This window comes from Streptomyces sp. NPDC059909 (assembly GCF_042730885.1).
GTDB lineage: Bacteria > Actinomycetota > Actinomycetes > Streptomycetales > Streptomycetaceae > Streptomyces.
The window spans coordinates 1-21,581 of sequence record NZ_JBHWKX010000058.1 but is presented as its reverse complement, the minus strand read 5'-3'; the positions used below and the strand labels follow the sequence as shown (position 1 = coordinate 21,581).

General features: G+C 70.6%; 22 protein-coding genes and 1 pseudogene. 8 read left to right on the top strand and 15 right to left on the bottom strand.

The genetic code is table 11. The features are described from left to right. Positions 1 to 114 precede the first annotated feature (114 nt). The gene (locus ACFV9O_RS29890; protein WP_385423241.1) at positions 115 to 579 is read left to right on the top strand and encodes an SRPBCC family protein; all 465 of its coding nucleotides are present in this window, start codon (positions 115 to 117) and stop codon (positions 577 to 579) included. On the opposite strand, the gene ACFV9O_RS29885 is transcribed toward ACFV9O_RS29890, so the two are convergent. The 5 genes from ACFV9O_RS29885 to ACFV9O_RS29865 form a co-directional block, all read right to left on the bottom strand. Further along, the gene (locus ACFV9O_RS29885; RefSeq protein WP_385423239.1) at positions 560 to 1,105 is read right to left on the bottom strand and encodes a fibronectin type III-like domain-contianing protein; all 546 of its coding nucleotides are present in this window, start codon (positions 1,103 to 1,105) and stop codon (positions 560 to 562) included. The genes ACFV9O_RS29890 and ACFV9O_RS29885 overlap by 20 nt on opposite strands. Positions 1,106 to 1,431: 326 nt before the next feature. After that, the gene (locus tag ACFV9O_RS29880) at positions 1,432 to 3,354 is read right to left on the bottom strand and encodes a glycogen debranching N-terminal domain-containing protein (RefSeq protein ID WP_385423237.1); all 1,923 of its coding nucleotides are present in this window, start codon (positions 3,352 to 3,354) and stop codon (positions 1,432 to 1,434) included. Further along, positions 3,351 to 4,718: a trehalase family glycosidase gene (locus tag ACFV9O_RS29875; protein ID WP_385423235.1), complete on the bottom strand. Its 1,368-nt coding sequence runs from the start codon at positions 4,716 to 4,718 to the stop codon at positions 3,351 to 3,353. The genes ACFV9O_RS29880 and ACFV9O_RS29875 overlap by 4 nt, the downstream gene beginning before the upstream one ends. After that, entirely contained in the window at positions 4,715 to 5,515 is an 801-nt protein-coding gene (locus tag ACFV9O_RS29870; RefSeq protein WP_385423233.1) for a sugar phosphate isomerase/epimerase family protein, read from the bottom strand. Before ACFV9O_RS29870 ends, ACFV9O_RS29875 begins: the two co-directional genes overlap by 4 nt. Positions 5,516 to 5,534: 19 nt before the next feature. Then, positions 5,535 to 6,581: a zinc-binding alcohol dehydrogenase gene (locus tag ACFV9O_RS29865; protein WP_385423231.1), complete on the bottom strand. Its 1,047-nt coding sequence runs from the start codon at positions 6,579 to 6,581 to the stop codon at positions 5,535 to 5,537. Positions 6,582 to 6,733: 152 nt separating this feature from the next. Between ACFV9O_RS29865 and ACFV9O_RS29860 the strand changes: the two genes are divergently transcribed. Genes ACFV9O_RS29860 through ACFV9O_RS29840 form a run of 5 tightly spaced genes read left to right on the top strand, consistent with a single transcriptional unit; the run spans position 6,734 to position 12,203 of the window. Next, complete coding sequence (locus ACFV9O_RS29860; RefSeq protein WP_385423229.1) at positions 6,734 to 8,137, top strand: ABC transporter substrate-binding protein; 1,404 nt, start codon at positions 6,734 to 6,736, stop codon at positions 8,135 to 8,137. 16 nt (positions 8,138 to 8,153) lie between these two features. After that, positions 8,154 to 9,179: a carbohydrate ABC transporter permease gene (locus ACFV9O_RS29855; RefSeq protein ID WP_385423227.1), complete on the top strand. Its 1,026-nt coding sequence runs from the start codon at positions 8,154 to 8,156 to the stop codon at positions 9,177 to 9,179. A gap of 26 nt (positions 9,180 to 9,205) precedes the next feature. Next, positions 9,206 to 10,072: a carbohydrate ABC transporter permease gene (locus ACFV9O_RS29850; protein ID WP_385423300.1), complete on the top strand. Its 867-nt coding sequence runs from the start codon at positions 9,206 to 9,208 to the stop codon at positions 10,070 to 10,072. 17 nt (positions 10,073 to 10,089) lie between these two features. Further along, positions 10,090 to 11,313: an ROK family protein gene (locus ACFV9O_RS29845; RefSeq protein ID WP_385423225.1), complete on the top strand. Its 1,224-nt coding sequence runs from the start codon at positions 10,090 to 10,092 to the stop codon at positions 11,311 to 11,313. Beyond that, positions 11,310 to 12,203, top strand: a complete 894-nt coding sequence (locus ACFV9O_RS29840; protein ID WP_385423223.1) for a Gfo/Idh/MocA family protein — start codon at positions 11,310 to 11,312, stop codon at positions 12,201 to 12,203. The genes ACFV9O_RS29845 and ACFV9O_RS29840 overlap by 4 nt, the downstream gene beginning before the upstream one ends. A gap of 10 nt (positions 12,204 to 12,213) precedes the next feature. On the opposite strand, the gene ACFV9O_RS29835 is transcribed toward ACFV9O_RS29840, so the two are convergent. The 4 genes from ACFV9O_RS29835 to ACFV9O_RS29820 are packed head-to-tail and all read right to left on the bottom strand — an operon-like array spanning position 12,214 to position 15,744. Then, positions 12,214 to 12,951, bottom strand: a complete 738-nt coding sequence (locus tag ACFV9O_RS29835) for a metallophosphoesterase (RefSeq protein ID WP_385423221.1) — start codon at positions 12,949 to 12,951, stop codon at positions 12,214 to 12,216. Continuing rightward, positions 12,948 to 13,238: a BON domain-containing protein gene (locus tag ACFV9O_RS29830; RefSeq protein ID WP_385423219.1), complete on the bottom strand. Its 291-nt coding sequence runs from the start codon at positions 13,236 to 13,238 to the stop codon at positions 12,948 to 12,950. Before ACFV9O_RS29830 ends, ACFV9O_RS29835 begins: the two co-directional genes overlap by 4 nt. Next, positions 13,235 to 13,906 carry a nucleotidyltransferase family protein gene (locus ACFV9O_RS29825; RefSeq protein ID WP_385423217.1) on the bottom strand — a complete coding sequence of 224 codons (672 nt, stop codon included), beginning with the start codon at positions 13,904 to 13,906 and terminating at the stop codon, positions 13,235 to 13,237. Before ACFV9O_RS29825 ends, ACFV9O_RS29830 begins: the two co-directional genes overlap by 4 nt. A gap of 26 nt (positions 13,907 to 13,932) precedes the next feature. After that, entirely contained in the window at positions 13,933 to 15,744 is a 1,812-nt protein-coding gene (locus tag ACFV9O_RS29820) for a thiamine pyrophosphate-requiring protein (protein ID WP_385423215.1), read from the bottom strand. Between the two features lie 182 nt (positions 15,745 to 15,926). On the opposite strand from ACFV9O_RS29820, the gene ACFV9O_RS29815 reads away from it, so the two are divergent. Continuing rightward, positions 15,927 to 16,214, top strand: a complete 288-nt coding sequence (locus ACFV9O_RS29815) for a hypothetical protein (protein ID WP_385423213.1) — start codon at positions 15,927 to 15,929, stop codon at positions 16,212 to 16,214. A gap of 50 nt (positions 16,215 to 16,264) precedes the next feature. Here ACFV9O_RS29815 and ACFV9O_RS29810 read toward each other — a convergent pair whose 3' ends face one another. Together ACFV9O_RS29810 and ACFV9O_RS29805 are read right to left on the bottom strand one after the other, a co-directional pair. Further along, positions 16,265 to 16,465: a DUF6480 family protein gene (locus ACFV9O_RS29810; protein WP_385423298.1), complete on the bottom strand. Its 201-nt coding sequence runs from the start codon at positions 16,463 to 16,465 to the stop codon at positions 16,265 to 16,267. 198 nt (positions 16,466 to 16,663) lie between these two features. After that, positions 16,664 to 17,593 (bottom strand): STAS domain-containing protein, encoded by a 930-nt coding sequence (locus ACFV9O_RS29805; protein ID WP_385423211.1) that lies wholly within the window; start codon positions 17,591 to 17,593, stop codon positions 16,664 to 16,666. Positions 17,594 to 17,823: 230 nt separating this feature from the next. Between ACFV9O_RS29805 and ACFV9O_RS29800 the strand changes: the two genes are divergently transcribed. Next, a complete protein-coding gene (locus ACFV9O_RS29800; RefSeq protein ID WP_385423209.1) occupies positions 17,824 to 18,216 on the top strand; it encodes a helix-turn-helix transcriptional regulator in 393 nt (130 codons plus the stop codon). A 24-nt stretch (positions 18,217 to 18,240) separates the two neighbouring features. Here ACFV9O_RS29800 and ACFV9O_RS29795 read toward each other — a convergent pair whose 3' ends face one another. The 4 genes and pseudogenes from ACFV9O_RS29795 to ACFV9O_RS29780 form a co-directional block, all read right to left on the bottom strand. Next, positions 18,241 to 18,735: a hypothetical protein gene (locus ACFV9O_RS29795; protein ID WP_385423207.1), complete on the bottom strand. Its 495-nt coding sequence runs from the start codon at positions 18,733 to 18,735 to the stop codon at positions 18,241 to 18,243. 35 nt (positions 18,736 to 18,770) lie between these two features. Further along, the gene (locus tag ACFV9O_RS29790; RefSeq protein WP_385423205.1) at positions 18,771 to 19,328 is read right to left on the bottom strand and encodes a hypothetical protein; all 558 of its coding nucleotides are present in this window, start codon (positions 19,326 to 19,328) and stop codon (positions 18,771 to 18,773) included. A 772-nt stretch (positions 19,329 to 20,100) separates the two neighbouring features. Then, entirely contained in the window at positions 20,101 to 20,910 is an 810-nt protein-coding gene (locus ACFV9O_RS29785; protein WP_385423203.1) for a VOC family protein, read from the bottom strand. A gap of 153 nt (positions 20,911 to 21,063) precedes the next feature. Continuing rightward, positions 21,064 to 21,371: pseudogene (locus ACFV9O_RS29780) on the bottom strand (LLM class F420-dependent oxidoreductase); the annotation flags it as partial. Positions 21,372 to 21,581: the final 210 nt, after the last annotated feature.

Sequence of the window (21,581 nt, the reverse complement as noted above, 5' to 3'; positions counted from 1 at the left end):
CGGCAATGTCATTTCCGGGTCGTAATCCCGCCGGCACCGGGTACCCGAAGAACTGTGCCGTCCCGTGCGGCGGATCCGCTGCCCGTACGGCGGTCACCGAGAGGAGCCACAGCCATGAGCACGGTGAAGGAATCGGTCGAGGTCGACGTCCCCGTCAGCACCGCGTACAACCAATGGACGCAGTTCGAGGAATTCCCCAACTTCATGGAGGGCGTCGAGGCGGTCAGGCAGCTCGACGACCGCCACAACCACTGGACCACCAAGATCGGCGGCGTCCGGCGGGAGTTCGACACCGAGATCGTCGACCAGCTCCCGGACGAGCGGATCACCTGGCGGACCACCAGTGGCGACACCAAGCAGAAGGGCATGGTCAGCTTCCGGCGCCTGGACGACACCCACACCCGCGTCGAACTCGTGATGGACGTCGAGCCGAGCGGTGCCGTGGAGAAGACCGCGGCCATGACCGGAATGATCGACAGGCGTGTGAAGGGTGACATGCGGCGCTTCAAGGAGTACATCGAGCACCGCGGCGACGAGGCCGGAGGGTGGCGCGGCCGCATCAGGCCCGGGATGATGTGACCCGGCAGCAGGCCGTGCAGGAGCCGCCTGCCGCTACTCGATCGTCAGGACGCACGCCGTGCCCCCGGTACGGGAGCTGGAGCAGACGTGGACGTGGATGACGCCGGGGTTCGACGACGAACTCCCCCTCGGGGGCGTTCGTCCAGAAGCCGACGTCCACCGCCCCGAGGACGAAGCGCACCGAGGTGATTTCCCCCGGGGCAAGGCCGGGACGACGGAATCCGCGTAGCCGGCGTACGGGCTGGACCATGCCGGCGCCCGGGTCGTGGAGGCAGGGCTGGACGACCTCGTCGCCGTGCCGGTCGCCGGTGTTGCGCACCATCACGGAGGCTTCGACCGTCCAGCGCCTCGCCGGGTCGGCGAAGCATGTGCTGACCATCTCCATGTCGGTCCCGGCGTTCAGGGCGAGCAGGGCGGCGTGCGCGGGGTCGGCGGCGAATCCGTGCGGCACCAGCGCTGCGACCTGCGGGTTCGTCCAGCTCAGCGCGACACAGGCCGGCACGTCCAACTCGCCGGCCGGCAGCACCGGTTCCGGCCGTGCCGCCGCGGTGCGGCCGTGGCCGCGGTCGCCGTCGGCGCCTGGGCACAGCTTGCCGTAGACCGCCTCGATTCGCTCGCGGACGGTCGGGTCGTCGGTGGTGTTCGCCAGGATCCGCAGCTCCGCGTACGCTCACGGACCTGTTCCCGTCCCGCCCCGGCCGCCCCGGCCGGCTCAGCTGCCCCGGCCGACTCGGCTGCGCGCCGTGAACCCGCGGGCCCGGCGGCCGGCTTCGGCCGCTGCACCTGCTCGTCGAGCCACTGCAGTCGCCGTGCGATCTCGTCGCGTACCGACCCACCCCTGCACGCGGGCCCTCATGGCCGAAGCGTAGCCGCAGCCGCAGTCCCCGTCGTGGCGCCGTCCGTGATGCAGGCGGTCAGCACGGCCAGCGGAGTCGCCGCCGCCCACGCCTGCGGCGAGCACGAGTGCGGATACGGCACGGGGGCGGCGTGCTCCTCGCGCCCGTATCCGGCGAGCACCTCCGGCAGGCGGTAGCGGTGCAGGGCGGCCGCTGCCGTCAACCCGGAGGCGAGGGTGCGCAGTTCACTGCGGCAGCCATAGCGGGCGAGGCCGAGCGCGATGACGGCATTGTCGTGCGGCCATGCGCTGCCCCGGTGGTAGGACAGCGGATGGTAAGGGGCCTGTCCCGATGCCAGGGTGCGGATCGCCCAGCCCGAGAAGAAGTCGGGCGCCAGCAGACGGCGGCCGACGCGCTCGCCGTGCGGCTGGTCGAGGATGCCGGACCACAGGAGATGACCGGCGTCGGAGGCGAGCGCGTCCACCTGCCGCCCGGCGCCGTCGAGCGCGAGGGCGGGGAAGTCCTGGCCGGCCATCCAGAAGTCGCGGTGGAACCGCTCGCGCAGCCCGGCGGCCGCGGCCTCCAACTGCTCGGCCCAGTCGGGGTCGTGCCACACGGTCCGCGCCAGGCGCGCGGTGCGCACCAACGCGTCGTAGGCGTATCCCTGGGCCTCGCAGACCGCGATCGGGCCCTCGGCCTGGGTGCCGTCCGCGAAACAGATCGCGCCGGCGGAGTCCTTCCAGTTCTGGTTGACCAGTCCCCGGGCGTCGGGGCGGTAGACGAGGTAGCCGTGCTCGGTCAGGCCGCCGTCGGTGAGCATCCAGTCGACGGCCGCCCGGGCATGGCTCTCCAGCCGCAGTGCGAGCGAGGTGTCGCCGGTGGTGTCCGCGTGCGCGCCGAGGAGGACGAGGAAGAGCGGCGTCGCGTCGACCGAGCCGTAGTAGCGGCCGTAGGGCACCTGGCGGAACTCGGCGAGCTCCCCGTGGCGCACCTCGTGCACGATGCGGCCGGGCTGCTCGCCTCGGAAGGCGTCGTACCCGGAGCCCTGGGTGGCGGCGAGCGCGAGCAGGGTCTGCTCGGCGGTGCGCGGCCGGTAGGGCAGCAGGAAGTACGAGGTGAGGAGCGAGTCGCGGCCGAAGAGGGTGAGGAACCAGGGAATCCCGGCGGCGGGCACGGTCACCTGTTCGCCGTCGGGTCCGGTGGCGGACACCCGGAGGAGATCGAGGTCCGCGAGCCCCTGCCGGCAGGCGCGCAGGAGTTCGGGGTCCGCGGAGTCGGGAAGGGCCGCGTCGGCGGGCGATGCCTCGGGAAGCGGGCCGGCCGGGGCGCCGTGGGGGTGGGCCTCGGCCGTCAGGCGCAGTTCGGCCTCGCCTTGGGGAGGCAGCGTCACGGCCCAGACCAGCCGCTCGCCGGTGACGGTGTCCGGGGCCGGCCGCGCGGTGACCGTCGTACGGGAGTGCCAGTGGCCGCGCCGGTAGCCGAACTCGACGCCGTCCGGCCGCGTTTGGACGTCGTGTTCGGCGTCGGGCTTCGGGTAGGCGCGGTCGTCGGCGCGGAGCTCGAACTGGTCCGCGAAGTCGGCGTCCACCGCGAGTTCGATCCGCGCGGTCAGCGTCGTCGGGCAGTTGTTGACCAGACGCACGGTTTCCGTGAACTGCCCTGCCCCGACCGCCTGTTCGCGGAAGACGGTGTAGGCGGGCGGCTCGTCGCGCGTACCGGCAGGGGTGAGGACACTGGTCGACGGGACCGAGTCCGACGCCGGAACGAGCACCGTGGGAGAGGTGCCGTCGACGGTCAGCTCCCAGCGGCTCAGATGACGGGCGTCGCGCAGGAACAGTCCGTCGGGTGCCGTCCCCCGGGTGCCGGCGATCGAGCCGTCCGGGCCGAGCACCGCGAACGTACCGTCGCGGACGAGCAGGACGCGGCCGGGGGTTGTCATCGAACGGTCTCCAGGTGCGGGGTCGCGAGCAGATCGAGGGTGAGGGCCGCGGTCCAGGCGAAGTCGCGGGTCCCTCGCCCCTCGCCGGTGAACGGGTCGACGTACTCGGCGAATCCCGACGTCCTGGCGGCGCTGAGGAAGGCGGCCCGAAGTCGCTCGGCGCGGTCGGCGGCGCCGTACAGGCGAAGGCCGCGCCCGATGAGCCAGGCGGTGTTGAACCAGGCCGGTCCGCGCCAGTAGCGGGTCCGGTCGAAGGCGTGGCCGCTGAGCGCGTAGCTGGCGACGAGGCCGGTGTCATCCGCCCGGAAGTGCGGGCCGTCGAGGGTGTCGAGCAGCGTCCGGACGATGTCCTCGGGCAGGCCCGGGACGATCAGCGGCACGAGCCCGGCGACACTGCGCTCCTGTACGAGCCGGCCGCTCACCAGGTCACGGCAGAGGAACAGGCCTGCCTCCGCGTCCCACAGCCGCGAGACGAGTGCGGCCGTGAGCCGCTGTGCGCGCCGCTCGTGGACGAGCGGGTCGGCGCCGGCCGCCTGCGCGATACGGGCGAGGGCGTACTCGGACACGATGAGCAGCGCGTTGACGCACGGGTCCTCGACGGCGAACGTGTGCCCGCCGTCCGCGTATCCGGCGTCCCGGTAGTCCGCCGCGAGCTGCACGTACCGTCCGTAGTCGACGTCCGTGGGCCGGTCGTCGGCATGGCCGTGGTCCAGATCGGCGCGGCGGAAGGAGGCCGGATCGGCCGGCGTGATGCGGGAGAGCGGGCCGTCCCAGCAAGGGCTGTTGTCCATGCCCGGCTCCCATGGGTGCACCACCGCCGCCAGCCCTGCCCCGCCCAGGTTCCGGGCGGAGGTGAGGTAGCGGTGCCAGGCCGTCAGCCTGGGGTACATCCGGGCGAGGAAGCCGCGCCGGACGGATTCGGCAGGGTCGGCCTCGTGCACCAGCCACGCGGCGAGCGCGTGCACGGGTGGCTGCACGATCCCCGACGTCTCGATGCCGGCGGGGGCTCCGGCCGTGGCGCCCGCGTGCGACGAGCGCCAGAAGTCGGGGCTCGGGAAGTAGGCGCTCAGCGGCACGGCCGGATTGAAAACGATGTGCGGGACGCGCCCGTCCTCCCACTGCGCACCGAGAAGGGTCTCCAGCTCGCGCTGGGCGCGGCGCGGGGACAGGTGCCGCAGCCCGATCGCGATGAACGCCGAGTCCCAGCTCCACTGGTGCGGATACAGGGTGCGCGAGGGGACGGTGGAGGCACCGGTCCAGTTGCCGAGGAGGACCCGTGCCGCGCCGCGCCTCAGGGTCAGGTCTGTGGCGGCGGCGGGCACGGGCGGATCGAGGGGGCGCGTCGGGACGAGGAGGGCAGTCATGCTCCGGACCGCCGCAGGAAGCCGGGGATGGAGCGCACGGCCTCGACGGGGTCGCCGGTCAGGCGGCATTCGGCGGCGAGGTAGCCGTCGTAGCCGATGGCCCTGAGCGCGCCGAGCCACGCGGGCCAGTCGAGGTGGCCCGCGCCGGGCTGGAAGCGGTTGGAGTCGGAGACCTGGGCGTGGCCGATGACGTCCGCGTGGGCGAGGATCGACGCGGCCGGGTCGGCTTCCTCGATGTTCATGTGGTAGCTGTCGATGCCGATCTTCACGGCGTCACTGCCGACCGTACGGATCAGCTCGGCCGCCTGCTCGAGCCGGTTGACCATGTGGTCCTCGTACCGGTTGAGCGGCTCCAGATAGAGGGTGACGCCCTCAGTCCCGGCGTGCTCACCCAGCTCGGCGAGTCCGGCGAGCAGGACCTCGCGGTCCTCCTCCTCGCTGCGCGAAGGCTCGAAGGGCGGCAGACGGCGCGAGAACATGCCGTACGACGCCGGGGTCTGGGCCCCGAGGCCGCCGAGCTCCGCGATCACCGAGAGCTGGGACTTCATCTGGGCGATCGCGTCACGGCGCAGTTCCTCGTCGAAGGCGCCGAAGAAGTGCAGCATATCGACGCAGACGGTCGGCATGACGACGCCGTCCTTCTGCGCCTGCCTGAGCTCGGGCAGACGCTCCTGGAAGTGGAAGTCCCCCTTGGCGCGCAGCTCGATCGCGTCGAACCCGGCAGCCTGCGCGAAGTCCCACTTCTCCTGAAGCGTGGCGCCCGGCAGGAGCTGTTCCTGGGCAGCGGTCTTGAGCACGGTTTCTCTCCTCGGAAACTCAGAATTCCAGGACGACCTGGAGGGCGTCCGCGGGGCGCTCGTCCAGCAGGACGTAGGCGTCGGCCGCGTCCGCGACGGGGACGACATGGCTGACCAGGGACTCGACGTCGACGTGCCCCTCGGCGACCAGGCGCAGGAAGGTCCACTGCAGACGCTCGACCGTCCAGCGGCCGGCGAGCTGCGGCGGCACGCCGCCGATCTGGGAGCAGATCAGCTGCACACGGTTGTGGTGGAACTCGTCGCCGAGTCGCAGGCCCGCACCGTCTCCCTGGTAGAACCCGGAGGCGACGACCCGACCGCCCACGGCGACCGAGCGCAGTGCCTCGTGCAGGGCGGGGTAGACGCCGCTGATCTCGATGGCGACGTCCGCCCCCAGGCCGTCGGTGGCCTCGCGGATGCGTTCGGCGACCGCGTCGGTGCGGGCGTTGAGGGTGTGGTGCGCGCCGTAGGCCTTGGCGCTCTCCAGCCGTACGTCGAGGGCGTCCACGGCGGTGACGCGCGCGCCGCTGAGCTGGGCGAGGCGGGTGGTGAGGAGTCCGATGACGCCCTGGCCGAAGACGGCGACGTCCTCTCCGAGGTGGATGTCGGAGGCGAGGACGGCGTTGTAGGCGATGGCGCCGACGCGGGCGAAGGCTCCGGCGAGCGGTTCGAGTCCGGCGGGCAGGGCGTGGCCGATCATGCGCTCGGCGGGGACGATGCCCTCGCTGCGGTGGCCCCAGATGCCCCAGACCAGGTCGCCCGACTCCGGCATGCCGGGCGTGCCGACGAGCTCGGGGGAGACCTCGGTGACCTCGCCGACCTCCGAGTAGCCCCAGCCTGCGACCGGGTACTCGATGCCCGCGGCGCCGTCGCGGAAGAGCCGGGCCTCCGGGTCCCAGGTGCGAGTCAGATACGGGTTGGTGCCCCGGTAGGCCGTCAGCTCGGTGCCGGCCGAGATTCCCGAGTAGCGGGTGCGTACCCGCAGATGGCCGGTGGGCAGAGGGGCGGAGTCATGCTCCGCGACCTCGACCTGGCGGGGGCCGGTGAATTGGACGACGCGTTCCACGTGAGAGCTCCGGGGGTTGGGTTCACCACTTAGGTTGAGAATATCTTCGACTTACGTCTTGTCAACACGCAAAAGTGATGCTGAGATGCTTTCTCGATAGACGTAAGTCGGTGAGGGCTCCTACGCCGGCACCGAGGGACTGAGGACGGGACATGCGCAAAAGGACCCGGCGGTCGAAGGCGATCGCAGTTGGTCTCGCAGCGGCACTGGGCATGGGGGTGCTCGCCGGCTGCTCCAACGCCACCGGCCCCGGCAAGGCCGACAAGAGGATCACGGTGTGGTCCCAGGAGAACCTGACCCCACGCGTGGCGGCCACCGAGAAGATCATCGATCGCTTCGAGAAGGAGACCGGCATCCAGGTCGACCTCGTGGGCGTCGACGAGGGCCAGATGCCCCAGCTGATCATGTCGGCCGCCGCCGCCGGAAAACTCCCCGACGTCATCGGAGCCGTACCGATGGGTCAGACCTGGCAGATGTACGGCAACGGTCTGCTCAACACCGACATCCCCAAGGCCATCGTCGACGAGCTCGGCCGTGGCACCTTCAACGCCAACGCCCTCGGCCTCACCGCGGACGGCGCCACCCAGCTCGCGGTCCCCTCCGACGCCTGGCTGCAGCTCCTCGTCTACCGCAAGGACCTCCTGCGACAGGCCGGTCTGAAGACGCCCGACTCCTACGACGCACTCCTCAGCGCGGCCAAGGGGCTCGACACGAAGGGACGGGACGGCATCTCCGCCGCCACCGACCCCAGTGACGTCTTCACCCAGCAGAGCTTCGAGAACATCGCGCTGGCCAACGACTGCCAGCTCGTCGACGGCCGGGGCACGGTCGAACTCGACTCGCCCCGGTGCGCCACCGCCTTCGAGGCGTACGACACGCTCGCCCGCGAGCACGGCGCACCCGGCACCCAGACCGTCGACTCCACCCGCGCCACCTACTTCGCCGGCAAGTCCTCGATGATCATCTGGTCCTCGTTCCTGCTCGACGAACTCGCCGGGCTGCGCAAGGACGCGCTGCCCAGCTGCGCCGAGTGCAAGGGCGACCCGAACTTCCTCGCCGCCAACAGCGGCATCGTCACCGCCCTCAAGGGACCCGACGGCGCGAAGCCGGCCCAGCTCGGCGAAGTCACCTCATGGGTGACGACCAAGACCGCCGAGACCGACGCCTCGCGGAAGTTCATCGAATACATGATGGGCGCCGGGTACGAGGACTGGTTCGGCCTGGCGCCCGAAGGCAAGATCCCCGTCCGCAAGGGCACCGCCGAGCAGCCCGACAGGTACCTGGACGCCTGGCGGCACAGCAAGATGGGCGTCGACACCCTCAGGCCCATGAACGAGGTCTTCTCCGACCAGCTCCTCGACCAGCTCGCCGACGGCGTCAGCAACATGCAGCGCTGGGGGATCACCCAGGGCGAGGGCGCCCTCGTCGGCGCGATGAGCGGCGAACTGCCCGTCCCCAAGGCCATCGGCGCCATGACCAGCGGCCAGATTCCGCCGGACGAAGCCGCCCGCGAGGCGAACGAGGAAGTCGCCGCCCTGCAGAAGTCCCTCCAGTAGGCCGAGGAACCGACCCATGACTACAGCTCAGCGCGGCGCGACGGAGCGCCGCCCCAAGGACCGGCGTCCGCTCACCGCCACCCGGCCCCGCACCACCACCCGGCCGCTCACCGCCTCCCGGCGCGAGAACCGCGCAGGACTCGCCTTCGTGACTCCCACCTTCCTGGTGGTGCTGGTCGTCGTCGTCCTGCCCATCCTGTGGACCGTGCTGCTCGCGTTCCAGGACGCCAAGCTCGTCGACATCCAGGGCATGGGCCTGTTCGGCAACTGGTCGCTGGACAACTTCACGCAAGTCTTCGCCTCGGCAGGATTCTGGAGCAGCCTCGTCACGACCCTGATCTACACGGTCGGCGCCACCGCCGGATCGATCCTGCTCGGTCTCGTGGCCGCGCTCGCACTCCGCTCCCCGTTCAAGGGCCGCGGCCTGCTCCGCGGCGCCATGCTCCTGCCGTACGTCGCCCCGGTCGTCGCCGTCGCGTTCGTCTGGGAAGTCGCGCTCAGCCCCCAGTACGGCATCGTCAACGAATGGGGCCGCACGCTCTTCGGCTGGGACGACCCGATCGCGTTCCTGTCCACGCGCGAGTACGAGGTCAGCCTCCTCGGGCTGCACTTCGACATCCCGCTCGCCCTGTTCACCGTCATCGCCTTCGAGATCTGGCGCTACTTCCCGTTCGCGTTCCTCTTCCTCCTCGCCCGGCTCCAGGCGGTGCCGGACGGACTCGAGGAGGCCGCCAAGGTCGACGGAGCCACGCCGCTGCAGAGCTTCCGCCACATTCTCCTTCCGCAGCTCATGCCGGTCCTGGCGCTGCTGTGCGTGCTGCGCTTCATTCTGACGTTCAACAAGTTCGACGACGTCTACCTGCTCACCGGCGGCGGCTCCGGAACCGATATCGCGGGCGTCCGGGTCTACGACTTCCTCACGGCCCGCTACGACGTCGGCGCCGCCGCGGCACAGGCCCTCGTCCTCGCCGCCGTCCTCGTCGTCCTGCTGGGCCTCTACTTCAAGTTCTTCGGCAAGAAGGTCCAGGAGGAGCAGTCATGACGCGCTCGGCCATGACGCGTACGCCAATGACGCGCGCGCAGTTCGAGGAGCGGCTCTTCCGCGTCCTGCGCTGGGTGGTGATCGCGTTCCTCGCCGCGATCACGATCGTGCCCTTCTACTACATGCTGCTGCTGTCGGTGAAGCCCATCGACGCGCTGCTGCTCGACCCCGGATCCCTGTGGGTCTCCGCGAAGGAGTTCACGCTCGACACGTACCGCAACGTCATGACGTCCACCGAGGACGGCGGGCAGGGATTCACGCGGCTGCTGCTCAACTCCGCGCTCGTCTCCCTCGGTACGGTCGTGCTCACCCTCGCCGTGTCCGTGCCGGGCGCGTACGCCATCAGCCGCCTCAAGTTCTTCGGCGGCCGGCAGGTCAGCGCCCTCTTCCTGGCCGTCTACCTCTTCCCGGCCACGCTGCTGGCCGTCCCGCTCTTCGTGATGTTCGCGAAGCTGGGCCTGTCCTCCAGCCTCGTCGGCCTCGCGATCGTCTACGTGGCCCAGACCGTGCCCGTGTCGATCTACATGCTGAAGAACTACCTCGTCACGATCCCGTACTCCATCGAGGAGGCCGCGGCCCTCGACGGCTGCTCCCGCCTGCAGACCGTGCGCAAGGTGATCCTGCCGCTCGCGGCGCCGTCGCTGATGGCGACCGGGCTGTACGTCTTCATGATCGCCTGGAACGAGTTCCTCTTCGCCCTGCTCTTCCTCGCCGCCGACCCCGGCAAGTGGACGGTGTCCCTGGGCCTCGCCCAGCTCGCGAACGGCATCGAGGTCTCCAAGACCGTACTGATGGCCGGGTCGGTGGTCCTGACGATCCCCGTGGTACTTCTGTTCTTCGCCGCCGAGCGCCTGCTCACCGAGGGGCTGACCAGCGGCGCGGACAAGAGCTGAGGGGACGGGGAACAAGCATGTCTGGGAACCAGGCGAGCGCCGGACATCTGCTGCGGCTGATCCGCCGGGGCGAAGCCACCACGCGCGGCGACCTGCAGCGCGCCACGGGGCTGTCCCGTTCGACCGTCGGGCTCCGCCTCGAGCAGCTGTACGGGGCGGGCTGGCTGCGCGACGTGGCGGGCACCTCGACCGGTGGACGCCCGTCGGCCCGGATCGAGTTCGATCCGACGCACGCCGTCGTGATCGCCGTCGATCTCGAGACCCGGCACGCCCGTGCCGCCGTCCTGGACCTGGCGGGCACGGTGCTCGCCATCCGGTCCGGGGACCTGCTGATCGGCGACGGGCCCGTCGCCGTCCTCGACACACTGGCCCGCTGGTTCGCGCCGCTGCTCGCCGAGGCGGGCGCCGAACCCGCGGATGTGTGCGGCATCGGCCTGTCCGTCCCCGGACCGGTCGACTTCGCCGCGGGACGCGTCGTCCAGCCCCCGATCATGCCCGGCTGGGACGCCTTCCCCATCCGCGAGAAGATGCAGGAGGCGTACGCGGAGCACGTCGGCGCCGCACGGGAGCCGGGCCCCGTGCCGGTGCTCGTCGACAACGACGCCAACCTGATGGCGTACGCGGAACACCGAGCCGCCCACGCCGACTGCTCGGCCTTCCTCCTCGTCAAGGCGTCCACCGGCATCGGCGCCGGAGTCGTCGTCGACGGCGAGATCTACCGGGGCATCGACGGAAGCGCCGGCGACATCGGACACATCAGGGTGCACGACCGGCCCGACGCGCTGTGCATGTGCGGCTCCTACGGCTGTCTGGCGGCCGTCGCGAGCGGTCGTGCCCTGGCCGCGCAGCTGTCCGACCTCGGCGTCCCCACCACCTCCGGCTCGGACGTCAGCCGGCTGCTCGCCGAGCAGCAGCCGGACGCCGTCCGGCTCGCCCGCGAGGCCGGGCAGCGCATCGGCGAAGTGCTGGCCACCGTCGTCACGTTGCTCAACCCCGGCGTGCTGGTCCTCAGCGGGGACCTGGCCGGAACCCCCTTCCTGACGGGCGTGCGCGAGCTCCTCTACCAGCGCGCCATGCCCCGCACCACAGCCAACCTCGACGTCGTGACCGGAAGGCTCTGCGACCGCGCCGGCCTGATGGGCGCGGCCGCTCTGGTCGTCGAACACCTCTACGCACCCGACCAGGCCGACAGGCGCCTCGCCTCCCTCACCACCGACCGCAAGCACGGAGCCCCTGTATGAACACCCCCTGGACGCTGCCCCCGGTGAAGGTGGGCCTGATCGGCGCCGGCCCCTGGGCCCGGGCCATGCACGCCCGGATGCTCGCCGCGGGACCGGAGACCGAGCTGGCCGCGGTGTGGGCGCGCCGGCCCGAGGCCGCCCGTGAGACGGCCGAGCCCTACGGGGCGGCGGTCGCCCACTCGTTCGAGGAACTGATCGACCGCTGCGAGGCCGTCGCCTTCGCCGTCCCGCCCGCCGTCCAGGCGGACCTGGCCGTACGTGCCGCGAAGGCCGGCCGCCACCTGCTGCTGGAGAAGCCGCTCGGCCCGGACGTGCACGCGGCGCGCATGGTGGCGGACGCGGTCGCCGAGGCGGGAGTCGTGTCCCAGCTCGTCCTCACCAAGCGCTATCACCCCGTGACCCGAGAGTTCCTGCGCAAGGCCGCCGAACTGGAGATCACCGGAGCACGGTCCTGCTATCTCCACGGAGCTTTCCTGGGCGGCGACTTCGCCACCGCCTGGCGCCTCGAGCACGGCGCCCTGCTCGACCTCGGACCGCATCTGCTGGATCTGCTGGACACCGCGGTCGGCCCCATCGCCGCCGTCCACGCGACCGGAGACCCCCGCCGCTGGATCGAACTCACCTGTGAGCACGAGAACGGTTCGGTCAGCCAGGCGTCCCTGTCCGGCACCGTGAACCTGCCGCGGGCCAGAACCCGTATCGAGCTGTTCGGGCCCGCAGAGGAACTCGTCTACGACACCGGCGAACTCGACCACGAGGAGTGCTGGCCCGTACTGCGCCGTGAGTTCGCGGACGCCGTGCGGGCCGGCATCTCCACGCCCATCGACGCGGCGCGCGGCCTGCGGCTCCAGGAACTGATGGCGCTCGCGGCCCCCGGACAGGCCGGCTAGGGCGGAACGGTCACGCTGCCTTCGGCGGCACCTGAAGGTGGTACACCGCGAAGGCCCGGTTGATCACGGGCTGGGCCACGTTGCGTACGCGGACACCGCCCGCCGTCATGCCGTGCTCGACACCCATGTGCGCATGACCGTGCACGGCCAGGTCGGCGCCCGACTCGTCCACCGCCTCGGCCAGCAGATAGCTGCCGAGGAAGGGATAGATCTCGGGCGGCTCCCCGGCGAGGGTGTCCGGCACGGGCGAGAAGTGCATCAGGGCGATCCGGACGGCGCTGCCCTGCTCCGCGAGCATGTCGAGCGCCCGGCGCAGACCCGTCGCGCAGCGGCGGGTGTAGCGGACGAACTCCTTCATCACCGGTTCCCCGAACTCGCCGGCGCTCCTGCCCGTGTAGCCCCCGCCGAAGCCCTTCGTGCCGGCGATGCCGACCTTCGTCCCGTGGATGTCCACCGTCGTGCCGTCGCCCTCGAGGACCGTCACGCCGGCGTCGGTCAGTACGGCCGTCACCTCGGCCTCGCGGTCGCTGTGGTAATCGTGATTGCCGAGGACGCCCACGACCGGGACCGGCAGCCCGGCCACCTCGGCTGCGACGACCTCCGCCTCCGCGACGGTGCCGTGGCGCGTGAGGTCACCGGCGAGCAGCAGGACGTCCGCGCAGTCCCTGAGGGTGTCGAAGGCGGGCCGGAGCAGTCCCCGGCAGTCCTCGCCCAGATGGATGTCGCCGACAGCAGCGATCCGGATCATGGGAGCTCCTCGCTGCGGTCGGGGGCCTCGGCCGAGGCGATCACCAGGTCGGAACGGACGGGCGTGCTGCCGAGCTCCTCCGCGGCGATCCGCAGAATGTCGTCCCGGTGGGCCGCGGTGGCGACGGTGCCGGAGAGCAGGACGGCGCCGCCGCGCTCGTCGATGCGTATGCCCAGCTCTGCGATGTCGTCACCGGCGAGGCGTTCGCGCAGACGCGCGATGCGGTAGGCGCCTTCGCCATGGACGTCGCCGGTCGCCGCGCCGGTGCCGGTCGGGTCGGACTTCATGGCCCCGCCTCCCTCCGGTCCCTGGGGTCGATGACGTCGAGCCGTACGAGGAGATACAGGAACGCGTCCGCGAGCGGCTCCCGCCGGTGCTCGTCCCGCAACGCGTTCCAGTCGATGCGCTCGCGCAGAGTGCGGGCGACGGTGAGCAGGGGGCCGAAGTCGCAGTGGTGCTCGGACAGGGCGGCGAGCCGGCTGCTCAGCAGGTCGTACGGCGTCAGGACCGGCATCCGCACCGAGTCGACGGACAGTACGGGCGCGTTCCTGAGCATGTCGTCGGTCACCGGCCGATGGGCCAGCTCGAAGATCAGGTCGATCTCCTCACCTCCCGCCCGGGCCTTGACCAGCCAGTCCTCGGGAGCGGGCACGATCTCGACACCGCCCTCCCGCAGGGCCTGGACCACCCCGTCCACGTCCTCGCGTCTGATGCAGAAGTCCGTGTCGTGCCGCAGCACCGCGGGGACGCCGTGCGCGTGCGCCGCGACGCTGCCCGCGAGCGCGAAGGCGTACCCGGACGCCTTGAGCAGCGCGGCCACCTGCTTGGTCGTCTCCAGGATCGACTGGGTGTGGTCCTGGGGAAGGTCGTGGGACGCGTCGTGCGCCGGGTCCCCGGCGGCAGGTGCGAGGTGCAGCCGACGGCCGGCGCCGCGGGGCTCGCTCGTATGGTTCATGACCGCCACTCCGTCCTGCCGTCCCATCAGCCCTTGCCGCCACCGGCCTTGGCGCCGGCGCCGCCGCCGGGGAGGAACTCCTGCATCTTCGCCTTGACGCCCTGGCGGATCACCGAGGCCCTGTCAGTGTCACCCCGCCACACGGCGGTGGCCGTCGCCCTGATCTGGTCCCACGTCGCGTGCGGCGGTATGGGCGGCACGGCGGGGTCCGTACGGAAGTCGATGACGAAGGGCCGGTCCGACGCGAGGGCCTGACGCCAGATCTTCTCCACGTCGCCGGGGTCGGTCACGCGCGCCCCGTCGAGGCCCAGCTCCCGCGCGAATGCGGCGTACGGGATGTCGGGCAGGCGCTGGGACTCCTCGAACTGCGGCGCGCCTTCGAGGGCGCGCATCTCCCAGGTCACCTGATTGAGGTCCTGGTTGTTGAGGACGGCGACGACGAGGCGGGGATCCGACCACTGCGGCCAGTACTTGGCGGCCGTGATCAGCTCGGAGAGGCCGTTCATCTGCATCGCACCGTCACCGACGAGCTCGATCGCCGGCCGGTGGGGCAGGGCGAACTTGGCGCCGATGGCGTACGGGACGCCCGAACCCATCGTGGCGAGCGTCCCTGACAGGGACCCGCGCATGTTGCCGCGTATCCGCAGGTGGCGGGCGTACCAGTTGGCCGCCGAACCCGAATCCGAAGCCAGGACCGCGTCATCGGGCAGCAACCGGTCGAGCGCGTGCACCACGAGCTCCGGGTTGATCGGATCGGCGGACACGGCGGCGCGCCGCTCCATCACCTCCCACCAGCGGTGCGTGTTCCGTTCGACAGCGCCGCGCCACGACCGGTCCTCCTTGCGGACCAGGAGGGGGATCAGCCGCGTGAGGGTCTCGGCGGCATCGCCCAGCACATTGAGCTCGAACGGGTAGCGCAGCCCCGCCATGGACGGCTCGATCTCCACCTGCACGGCCCTCACCCGCCCGTACTCCGGCAGGAACTGGCTGTACGGGAAGCTGGAGCCGATCACCAGCAGCGTGTCGCAGTCGCGCATCAGCTCGTACGAGGGCCGGGTGCCGAGCGGCCCGATCGTGCCGGTGACGTACGGCAGCGTGTCGGGCAGAACGTCCTTGCCCAGCAGCGCCTTCGCGACACCGGCCCCCAGGACGTCGGCGAGCTCCTCCACCTCGGCGCGCGCGTTCCGCGCCCCCTGGCCGATGAGCACGGCGACGCGCTCCCCGGCGTTGAGGATCTCGGCGCAGCGGGCGAGGTCCTCGTCGGCGGGCACCGGTGCGGAGCGGCCGGTCCCCAGGCTGGACGGCACCATCCTGAAGGCGTGCGCGGGCGCCGCGTACTCCAGGTCCTGCACATCGGCGGGGACGATCACGGCGGTCGCGGTGTGGCGTGCGGCCGCGACGCGCATCGCCCGGTCCAGGACGTTGGGCAGCTGCTGCGGGACGGTGACCATCGCGCAGAACTCCGAGGCGACGTCCTTGTAGAGCGACACGAGGTCGACCTCCTGCTGGTACGAGCCGCCCATCGCACTGCGGTCGGTCTGCCCGACGACGGCCACGACGGGGACGTGGTCGAGCTTGGCGTCGTAGAGGCCGTTGAGGAGATGGATGGCCCCGGGGCCCGACGTCGCGGCGCAGACTCCGGTGCGGCCCGAGTACTTCGCGTAGCCGACGGCTTCGAACGCCGACATCTCCTCGTGGCGGGACTGGATGAACTGCGGGGTGTTGCCGGCGCGTCCCCAGGCGGCGAGCAGTCCGCTGATGCCGTCGCCCGGATAGGCGAAGACGTGCTCGACGCCCCATGCGCGAAGCCGTTCGAGGATGTGGTCGGAAACCTTCATCGTGGTGGACTCCGTTCCCCGGTCCCCTGTGGGCGGGTACCCGGCCGATGGCCGGTGACACGCTGGACGAAGGGGGCCGGCGCGTCGATTCGCCGCAGCACCGCGAGTCGGCCGCCGATGCCGGGGCAGCTGCCCGACAGGCGGGGTCCGGCAGGGGGAAACTCCTACGAAAGGGGTGCGCCATGTCCGACCAAGGACGAGGCGACGATGTCTACCAGCCCCAGCAATCCGATGTGCGGAACCGTCCCGACGACGAGCTGGACCTGCGGAACGCGCTCGACGACGCCCAGACCGACGACACCCTCGACGACGGCTACTCGCCTCCCGAGCGCCCACTGGGCGTGGGAAAACGCGGCACCACGGGCGCGGAGCAGCAGGTGGGCGATTCGCTCGACGAGCGCTTCGCCCAGGAGGTCCCGGACGCCGACGTGCCCGTGTACGAGCAGGAGACGCGGCGGCGCGCAGAGTGAGGCCCCCGCAGGCCACCTCGCACCGAACGGGGGCGGGCCCGGTGCGGTCGTCAGACCAGCAGCACCAGAGCGTAGGCGAGGAAGAACGCGGCGATCATCAGGACGACGACCGCGATCACGGCCATCGGGCCCTTGGCCCAGCCGCGCGTGCGGGTCTCGTGCGGGCCCGTGCCCGAGGCCGTGCTGGACTCGCCGGGCGGGGTCCGGCATCCCGCACCTCCACGCTCGTGACGCGGCGGCCGCTGCCACAGGTGCTCAGTACCCTGCGGAAGCCCTCGACGTCCGGTAGCTCGGGCATGTGCTCCTCCCCGCGACGGGGCGTATGCAGGGCCGGCCGCGCCTGCCGACCGGTTTCACGGCAACCGAGCCCGCCGACCGGGCACGGCCCCACCGGTCAGGACCGCGTTGCCCGCGGGTCGACGGGCCGCTCCGAGGCGCCGGGAGCGTGCTCAGGCGGCGTCGGGCGGTGTCGGGGGAGTGCACGGCTGTTGCCGGGCGAGACTGCGCTCGAGTTGTTCCCGCAGTTCGAGGGAGATCTGCCCTCCGCCGGCCCAGTCGACGATCAGCTCGGACAGCCGGAGCAAGGGGATTCCCGTGTCACGGGAGACGTCCCCCAGCACATGTCGGCCCTGTCCGGGAGTCAGTCGTCCCGTCGAGGCGACGACTTCTATAGCCTCATTGACGGTGGCGTGGCCGTCGATGGCCTTCCTGGCGTGTTCCTGCACGGCGGCCCGGTCGTGGCCGCCCGCGGGCGCCGGCCGTTCGCCGGTCACGATGACCTCGTGGGTGTCGGGGGAGTCGTCCATCAGGAATCCGGCCGTCGTGAGAGCAACGACGAGCGCGGTGTGCAGGGCGTTGTCGATGCCCGGAAACTCGGCTGCTCCCGGCTCATGGTGATGTCCGGCACGACGGTGCAGACCCGTTGGTGCCGCCCACGTGACGGCTATGCCGCGCGGTTGCTCCTCGATGCTCAGCCCGGGTGCTCCTTCGGTGTCCGTGGGGGAGGTCTGGAAGCCCACGGCGGCGAGGGTCTCACGCACCCTCGTGAGGAGGGAGGCCGGCGGCCGCTCGGCGTCCTCCTGGTGCGGCGGCCCGCCGGAGGCGAGGAGGTCATGAAGCCCGTTGGCGGCCAGCAGGGCACGCACGTGGGACGTGGCGTTCAGGACGTTCATCCGTCGGCCGGCCGCCATGGCCTGGCTTCGGAGGTCCTCGAGTACGCGGAGGCCGGAGAAGTCGCAGAACTCGGCGTCGCCGAGGTCCAGGTCCAGTCCGCTCCCGGAGCGCAGGGCGGCAGTGAGGGTCTCGCGCAGCGTCGGGGCGCCCGTCGTGTCGATCTCGCCGACCACGACGGCGAGACAGCGACTGCTGTTCCTGCTCACAGTGACCGCGAGCCTGCCTCCGCAAACGGTGTCGGCGGCCTGCATCCGCTGTCCTGCCTTGCTGTCAGGGTCACTGTGGTTACCGGATCGAGAGGAGAACATGGTGGCACTCCCTCTGCCGGACCGAGCGTGCCTCCTCATCGTCGTACGCGCGCAGAGACACGTCAATAGATACATGAAACGTAATGCACCCTTTGAAACACGCGCATCAAACCTCATATGATTGAGGAATGGACAGTCCCATGCCGCAGCGGAGCACATGGACATTCCTGACCAATCACACCCGTGTGCTGTCGGCGATCGCGCGCGACCCATGGGTCCGGATCCGGGATCTCGCAGCGGATCTCCAGCTGACCGAGCGGACGGTGCAGGCCCTGGTCGCCGATCTGGAGGAGGCCGGCTACCTCACACACACGCGCGTGGGCCGGCGCAACCAGTACCAGGTGATCATGGGCGGCAAGTTCCGGCACCCGGCGGAGAAGGACAGGGACATCGGCCCCCTGCTGCGGATCCTCGCAGGCTTTCCCGACCGGGCCGAAGCATCGGCGGACGGCGTTGGGCGCGACGCAGCCGACACGGCGCGCCCTCGCGGCGGCAAGTCCGTCTCCGATGACGGTCGTTGACGCGCGCGAGGGCGTTCGGTCAGGTCAGTTGGTCAGCAAGCGGTTGAAGAACGACCGGTACTTGCGCAGAGTCATGCGCAGATCCTCGGTGTTCGCCTCCTCGCCGCGGTTCCACTGCTCCTCCAGGTCCTGCTTGTGGTCGGCGAACGTCGCGGCGAGCTGCTGCATCACGTCCGCGACCAGGGAGTCCGCCGCGTGCACGGCTTCGCGCGGGTCGTCGACGAACAGGTTCTGAATCTTCTGCCAGCGTGAGCGGAAGCCTTCCTCGTCCTCCGTCGTGAGGAGTCGCGGTGGCGGCTCCTCGTCCACCGGCGTGGCACCCTGCTGATCCGACTCTTGATCCGACTCCTGATCCGACGCGGGGGCGGTCTCAGTGGCCGGTTCGGTGGCCTCGCCAGGAAACGTCGGTGTACCGGTCCGGCTTTCGGTGTCTTCGGCAGCGTTTCCGCCGCGCGGTTGGGCGAGGTCCTCGGTGGACAGCCCGGTGTCCGTGCGTTCTGGTATCTGCTCGCGTTCCATTTCCTTGCCCACCTTGATCGATGCGTTCGGGGAGGTCAGGCCCGGGCGTGACGAGCCTGACCGCCGTCGGAGAGCAGCTCGGTGAACAGGGCGCGGTAGTGCACCATGGCGCCCCGCAGCTGCTCGGTGGTCGCCTCGTGCTTGATGCTCATCCGGTTGACCTCATGGGCGGCGCGATAGTGCTCGAGGGTGCGACTGTGCTCGACGGAAAGGTCCTTGAGTCGTTGGGTCAGATCCTCGGTCGGATAACCGCGCTCGCGCATCAGCGACGTGACCAGAACGTCCGCGTCCTGTACGGCATCCTCCGGTCGATCGACGAATTCCCCCTGCACGCTGTCCCATTCCTGCGTGTACCGCTCCCGGACACCGCTCGGCAGTGGCCTGATATCGAGCGAGTCGTGTCGTTTCTCGCGTTCGCTGAGATCGCGTTCGGCCGCGCGTCGGCTGCCGGTCTCCTCGACCGCTCGGTCGTATTCCGGGCCGAAACGCTCGCGAAGGCGCCGATGGCGCATGAGAAGAAGGGCTGCCACGGCCAGCGCGGCAAGAACCACCACGACGGGGATGATGATGGCGAGGAGAGTTTCTGTTGACATGGAGCCGACCTCCCGACAGGCGGTGTTTCCCTTTGCGGGTGTCCTGCGTCGTGTCCGGGGACACGACGCCCTGATTCGTGGCGCCATGGACGCCACTGCCACAGAGGAGACATTTCAAACGGAGCGAGGGCGGCCTCGGGATATGAGCATGAGGCTCGTCCTGATGGGCCGTTGCCATCGCCACGATCGGCCCCTGCTGGGCACCCCACCTGTGGCAGCGGGTAATGCGCGCTCTCCTCAGGAGCCATGTGATGTGCGCTTACCCGCGCCGAGTCGCCTCACTCATCGCGTCGCAATGTGTCTGCGCGATGGCGCAATCCTGATGGCACCTGATGGCACCTGATGGCAGGGAATCCTGCTCGGCAGCTCACCGCCCCCACGGTTAACGGAAGAGGCGGAAATCCACCCGGCGTTGAGAAGGTGCTGGGGGAGTCAGGGATGCAGAGGGCTGCCGCGGTCGTCGGCCCGCTCCGCCTCGAACCAGTAGTCGCCTGCGGTGAGATACCGCGACGGGACGGCACCATCCGCAACCGGATGTGCGGCCGGCCTCCCCGCATGGTCCGCGGTTGCCTCACGGATGTCGGCGCCCAGGCGATGCACCAGGCCGGACGCCCTCCTGCGCGGCTGGTTCCCTCTGGCGCGCTCGGCCATCAGGTCCCTCCTCTTCGGTGACCGGACTCGCGGCTGCTCTCGGCAGGCAATGCGGCCAGTTTCCCAGGCAGAGGCGCTTCTCGCCCAGCCGGCTGGGCCGGTGGCGTCGGCCGTCGCCCGTTCAGCCGCACCCGGCGGTACCGGGTCGTCCGGCGGTGCGGGCGGTCACTGTGAAGAGTCCGCCGTCGGGGTCGCGCAGGGTGACGTCCTCGGCGAGGCCGGACGGTCCGGTGGCATCGGACACGGTTTCGCCGCCGAGCTTGAGGGCTTTCTCGACGGCGTAGTCAACGTCCGGGACGTAGAAGTGCACGTGCCAGTGCGGCTGCATCCGGGGGTCGGGTTCCGCCTCCGGGGCACCCCCGGTGAGCCGTGCGATCACGTCCTTGTGGCGGCGTAGAACGACATGGTCGTCCTCGTAGGCCACCTCGCAGCAGCCCGGCCGTTCGCACGCCCAGTCGAGGACCTCGGCGTAGAAGATGGCCGCCTCGAAGGCGTCCCTGGTGCGCAGCTCCAGCCAGGCGGGTGCTTTGTCCCTGCCGACACCCCAGTCGGGGATGATCTTGCCCTCCCAGATCCCGAAGACCGCGCCGTCCCGGTCCGCGGCAAGGGCGGCCCGGCCGGTGCCGAAGCTGAGTGGGCCGACCGCGAGGGTGGCGCTGCGCTCGCGGATGCGTGCGGCGATCGTGTCGGCGTCGTCGACGGCGAAGTACGGGGTCCACGCGACGGGCACCGCCAGGCTCCCGGCGAGCGCGCCGATGCCGGCGACGGGATCTCCGTCGAGGAATGCCACCGAGAATTCTTCACCGAGCCGTGTGGGCCGGAAATCCCAGCCGAAGACGGAGCCGTAGAACTCCTCTGCTCCATGCAGATCGCGGGCCATGAGACTGACCCAGCACGGAGCGCCGTAGACCGCATGACTTGACGTCGACATGAGCCGCCAACTCCATCTGCCATGAGCAGGTGAGGGGAACTTTTTAACTTTACGCCCTGTCCGGGACGGCTGGTCACCGACAGTGAGGGAATGGTGGCGGAATGTATGGGCGTGTCGACGGGAGTCTGCGCCGGCCATGACGGCGGCGTCGGTTCAGACGTCGCGCAGCGCCGGCAGGGCCTGTGCCCGGCCCAGTCCAGGTACGCGTGCCGGCTGTCACCGCCGATCTGGACGAGCGCCACCTCGGTGAAGCCCGCTTCCACGAAGCGGCGCACCGCCCCGACGGTCTCCTGGGGTCGTCGCCGCAGGGGATGGACTCGGCCACGTCCTCGGCGCACGTATTGGCCGGCGGACTCGAACGCGTCGCGATGGGGCAGTTCGGTGTTGACCTTCCAGCCCAGTCCGCACCACCGGAACTGCTCGTGCGCGCGGCGCACGGCCGCGTCCCGGTCGGTGTCGTAGCCCGTGGCTCCGGAGCCAGGGGAACGCGTGGTCGGGCGTGACCGAGAAGTGGAATCCGACGTCCTCGGCATGCCTGACGTGGTCCACCAGCGGCCGGGGACCTGCTTGTTCCGCCGTGACTGGTTTGGTGGTCGTCTCGGGCTGAGTTGATCTGCGGGCCTGGATTGTTGATCATTGGGGATCGTGTCCGAGACCCCGTCGCTGCCGAG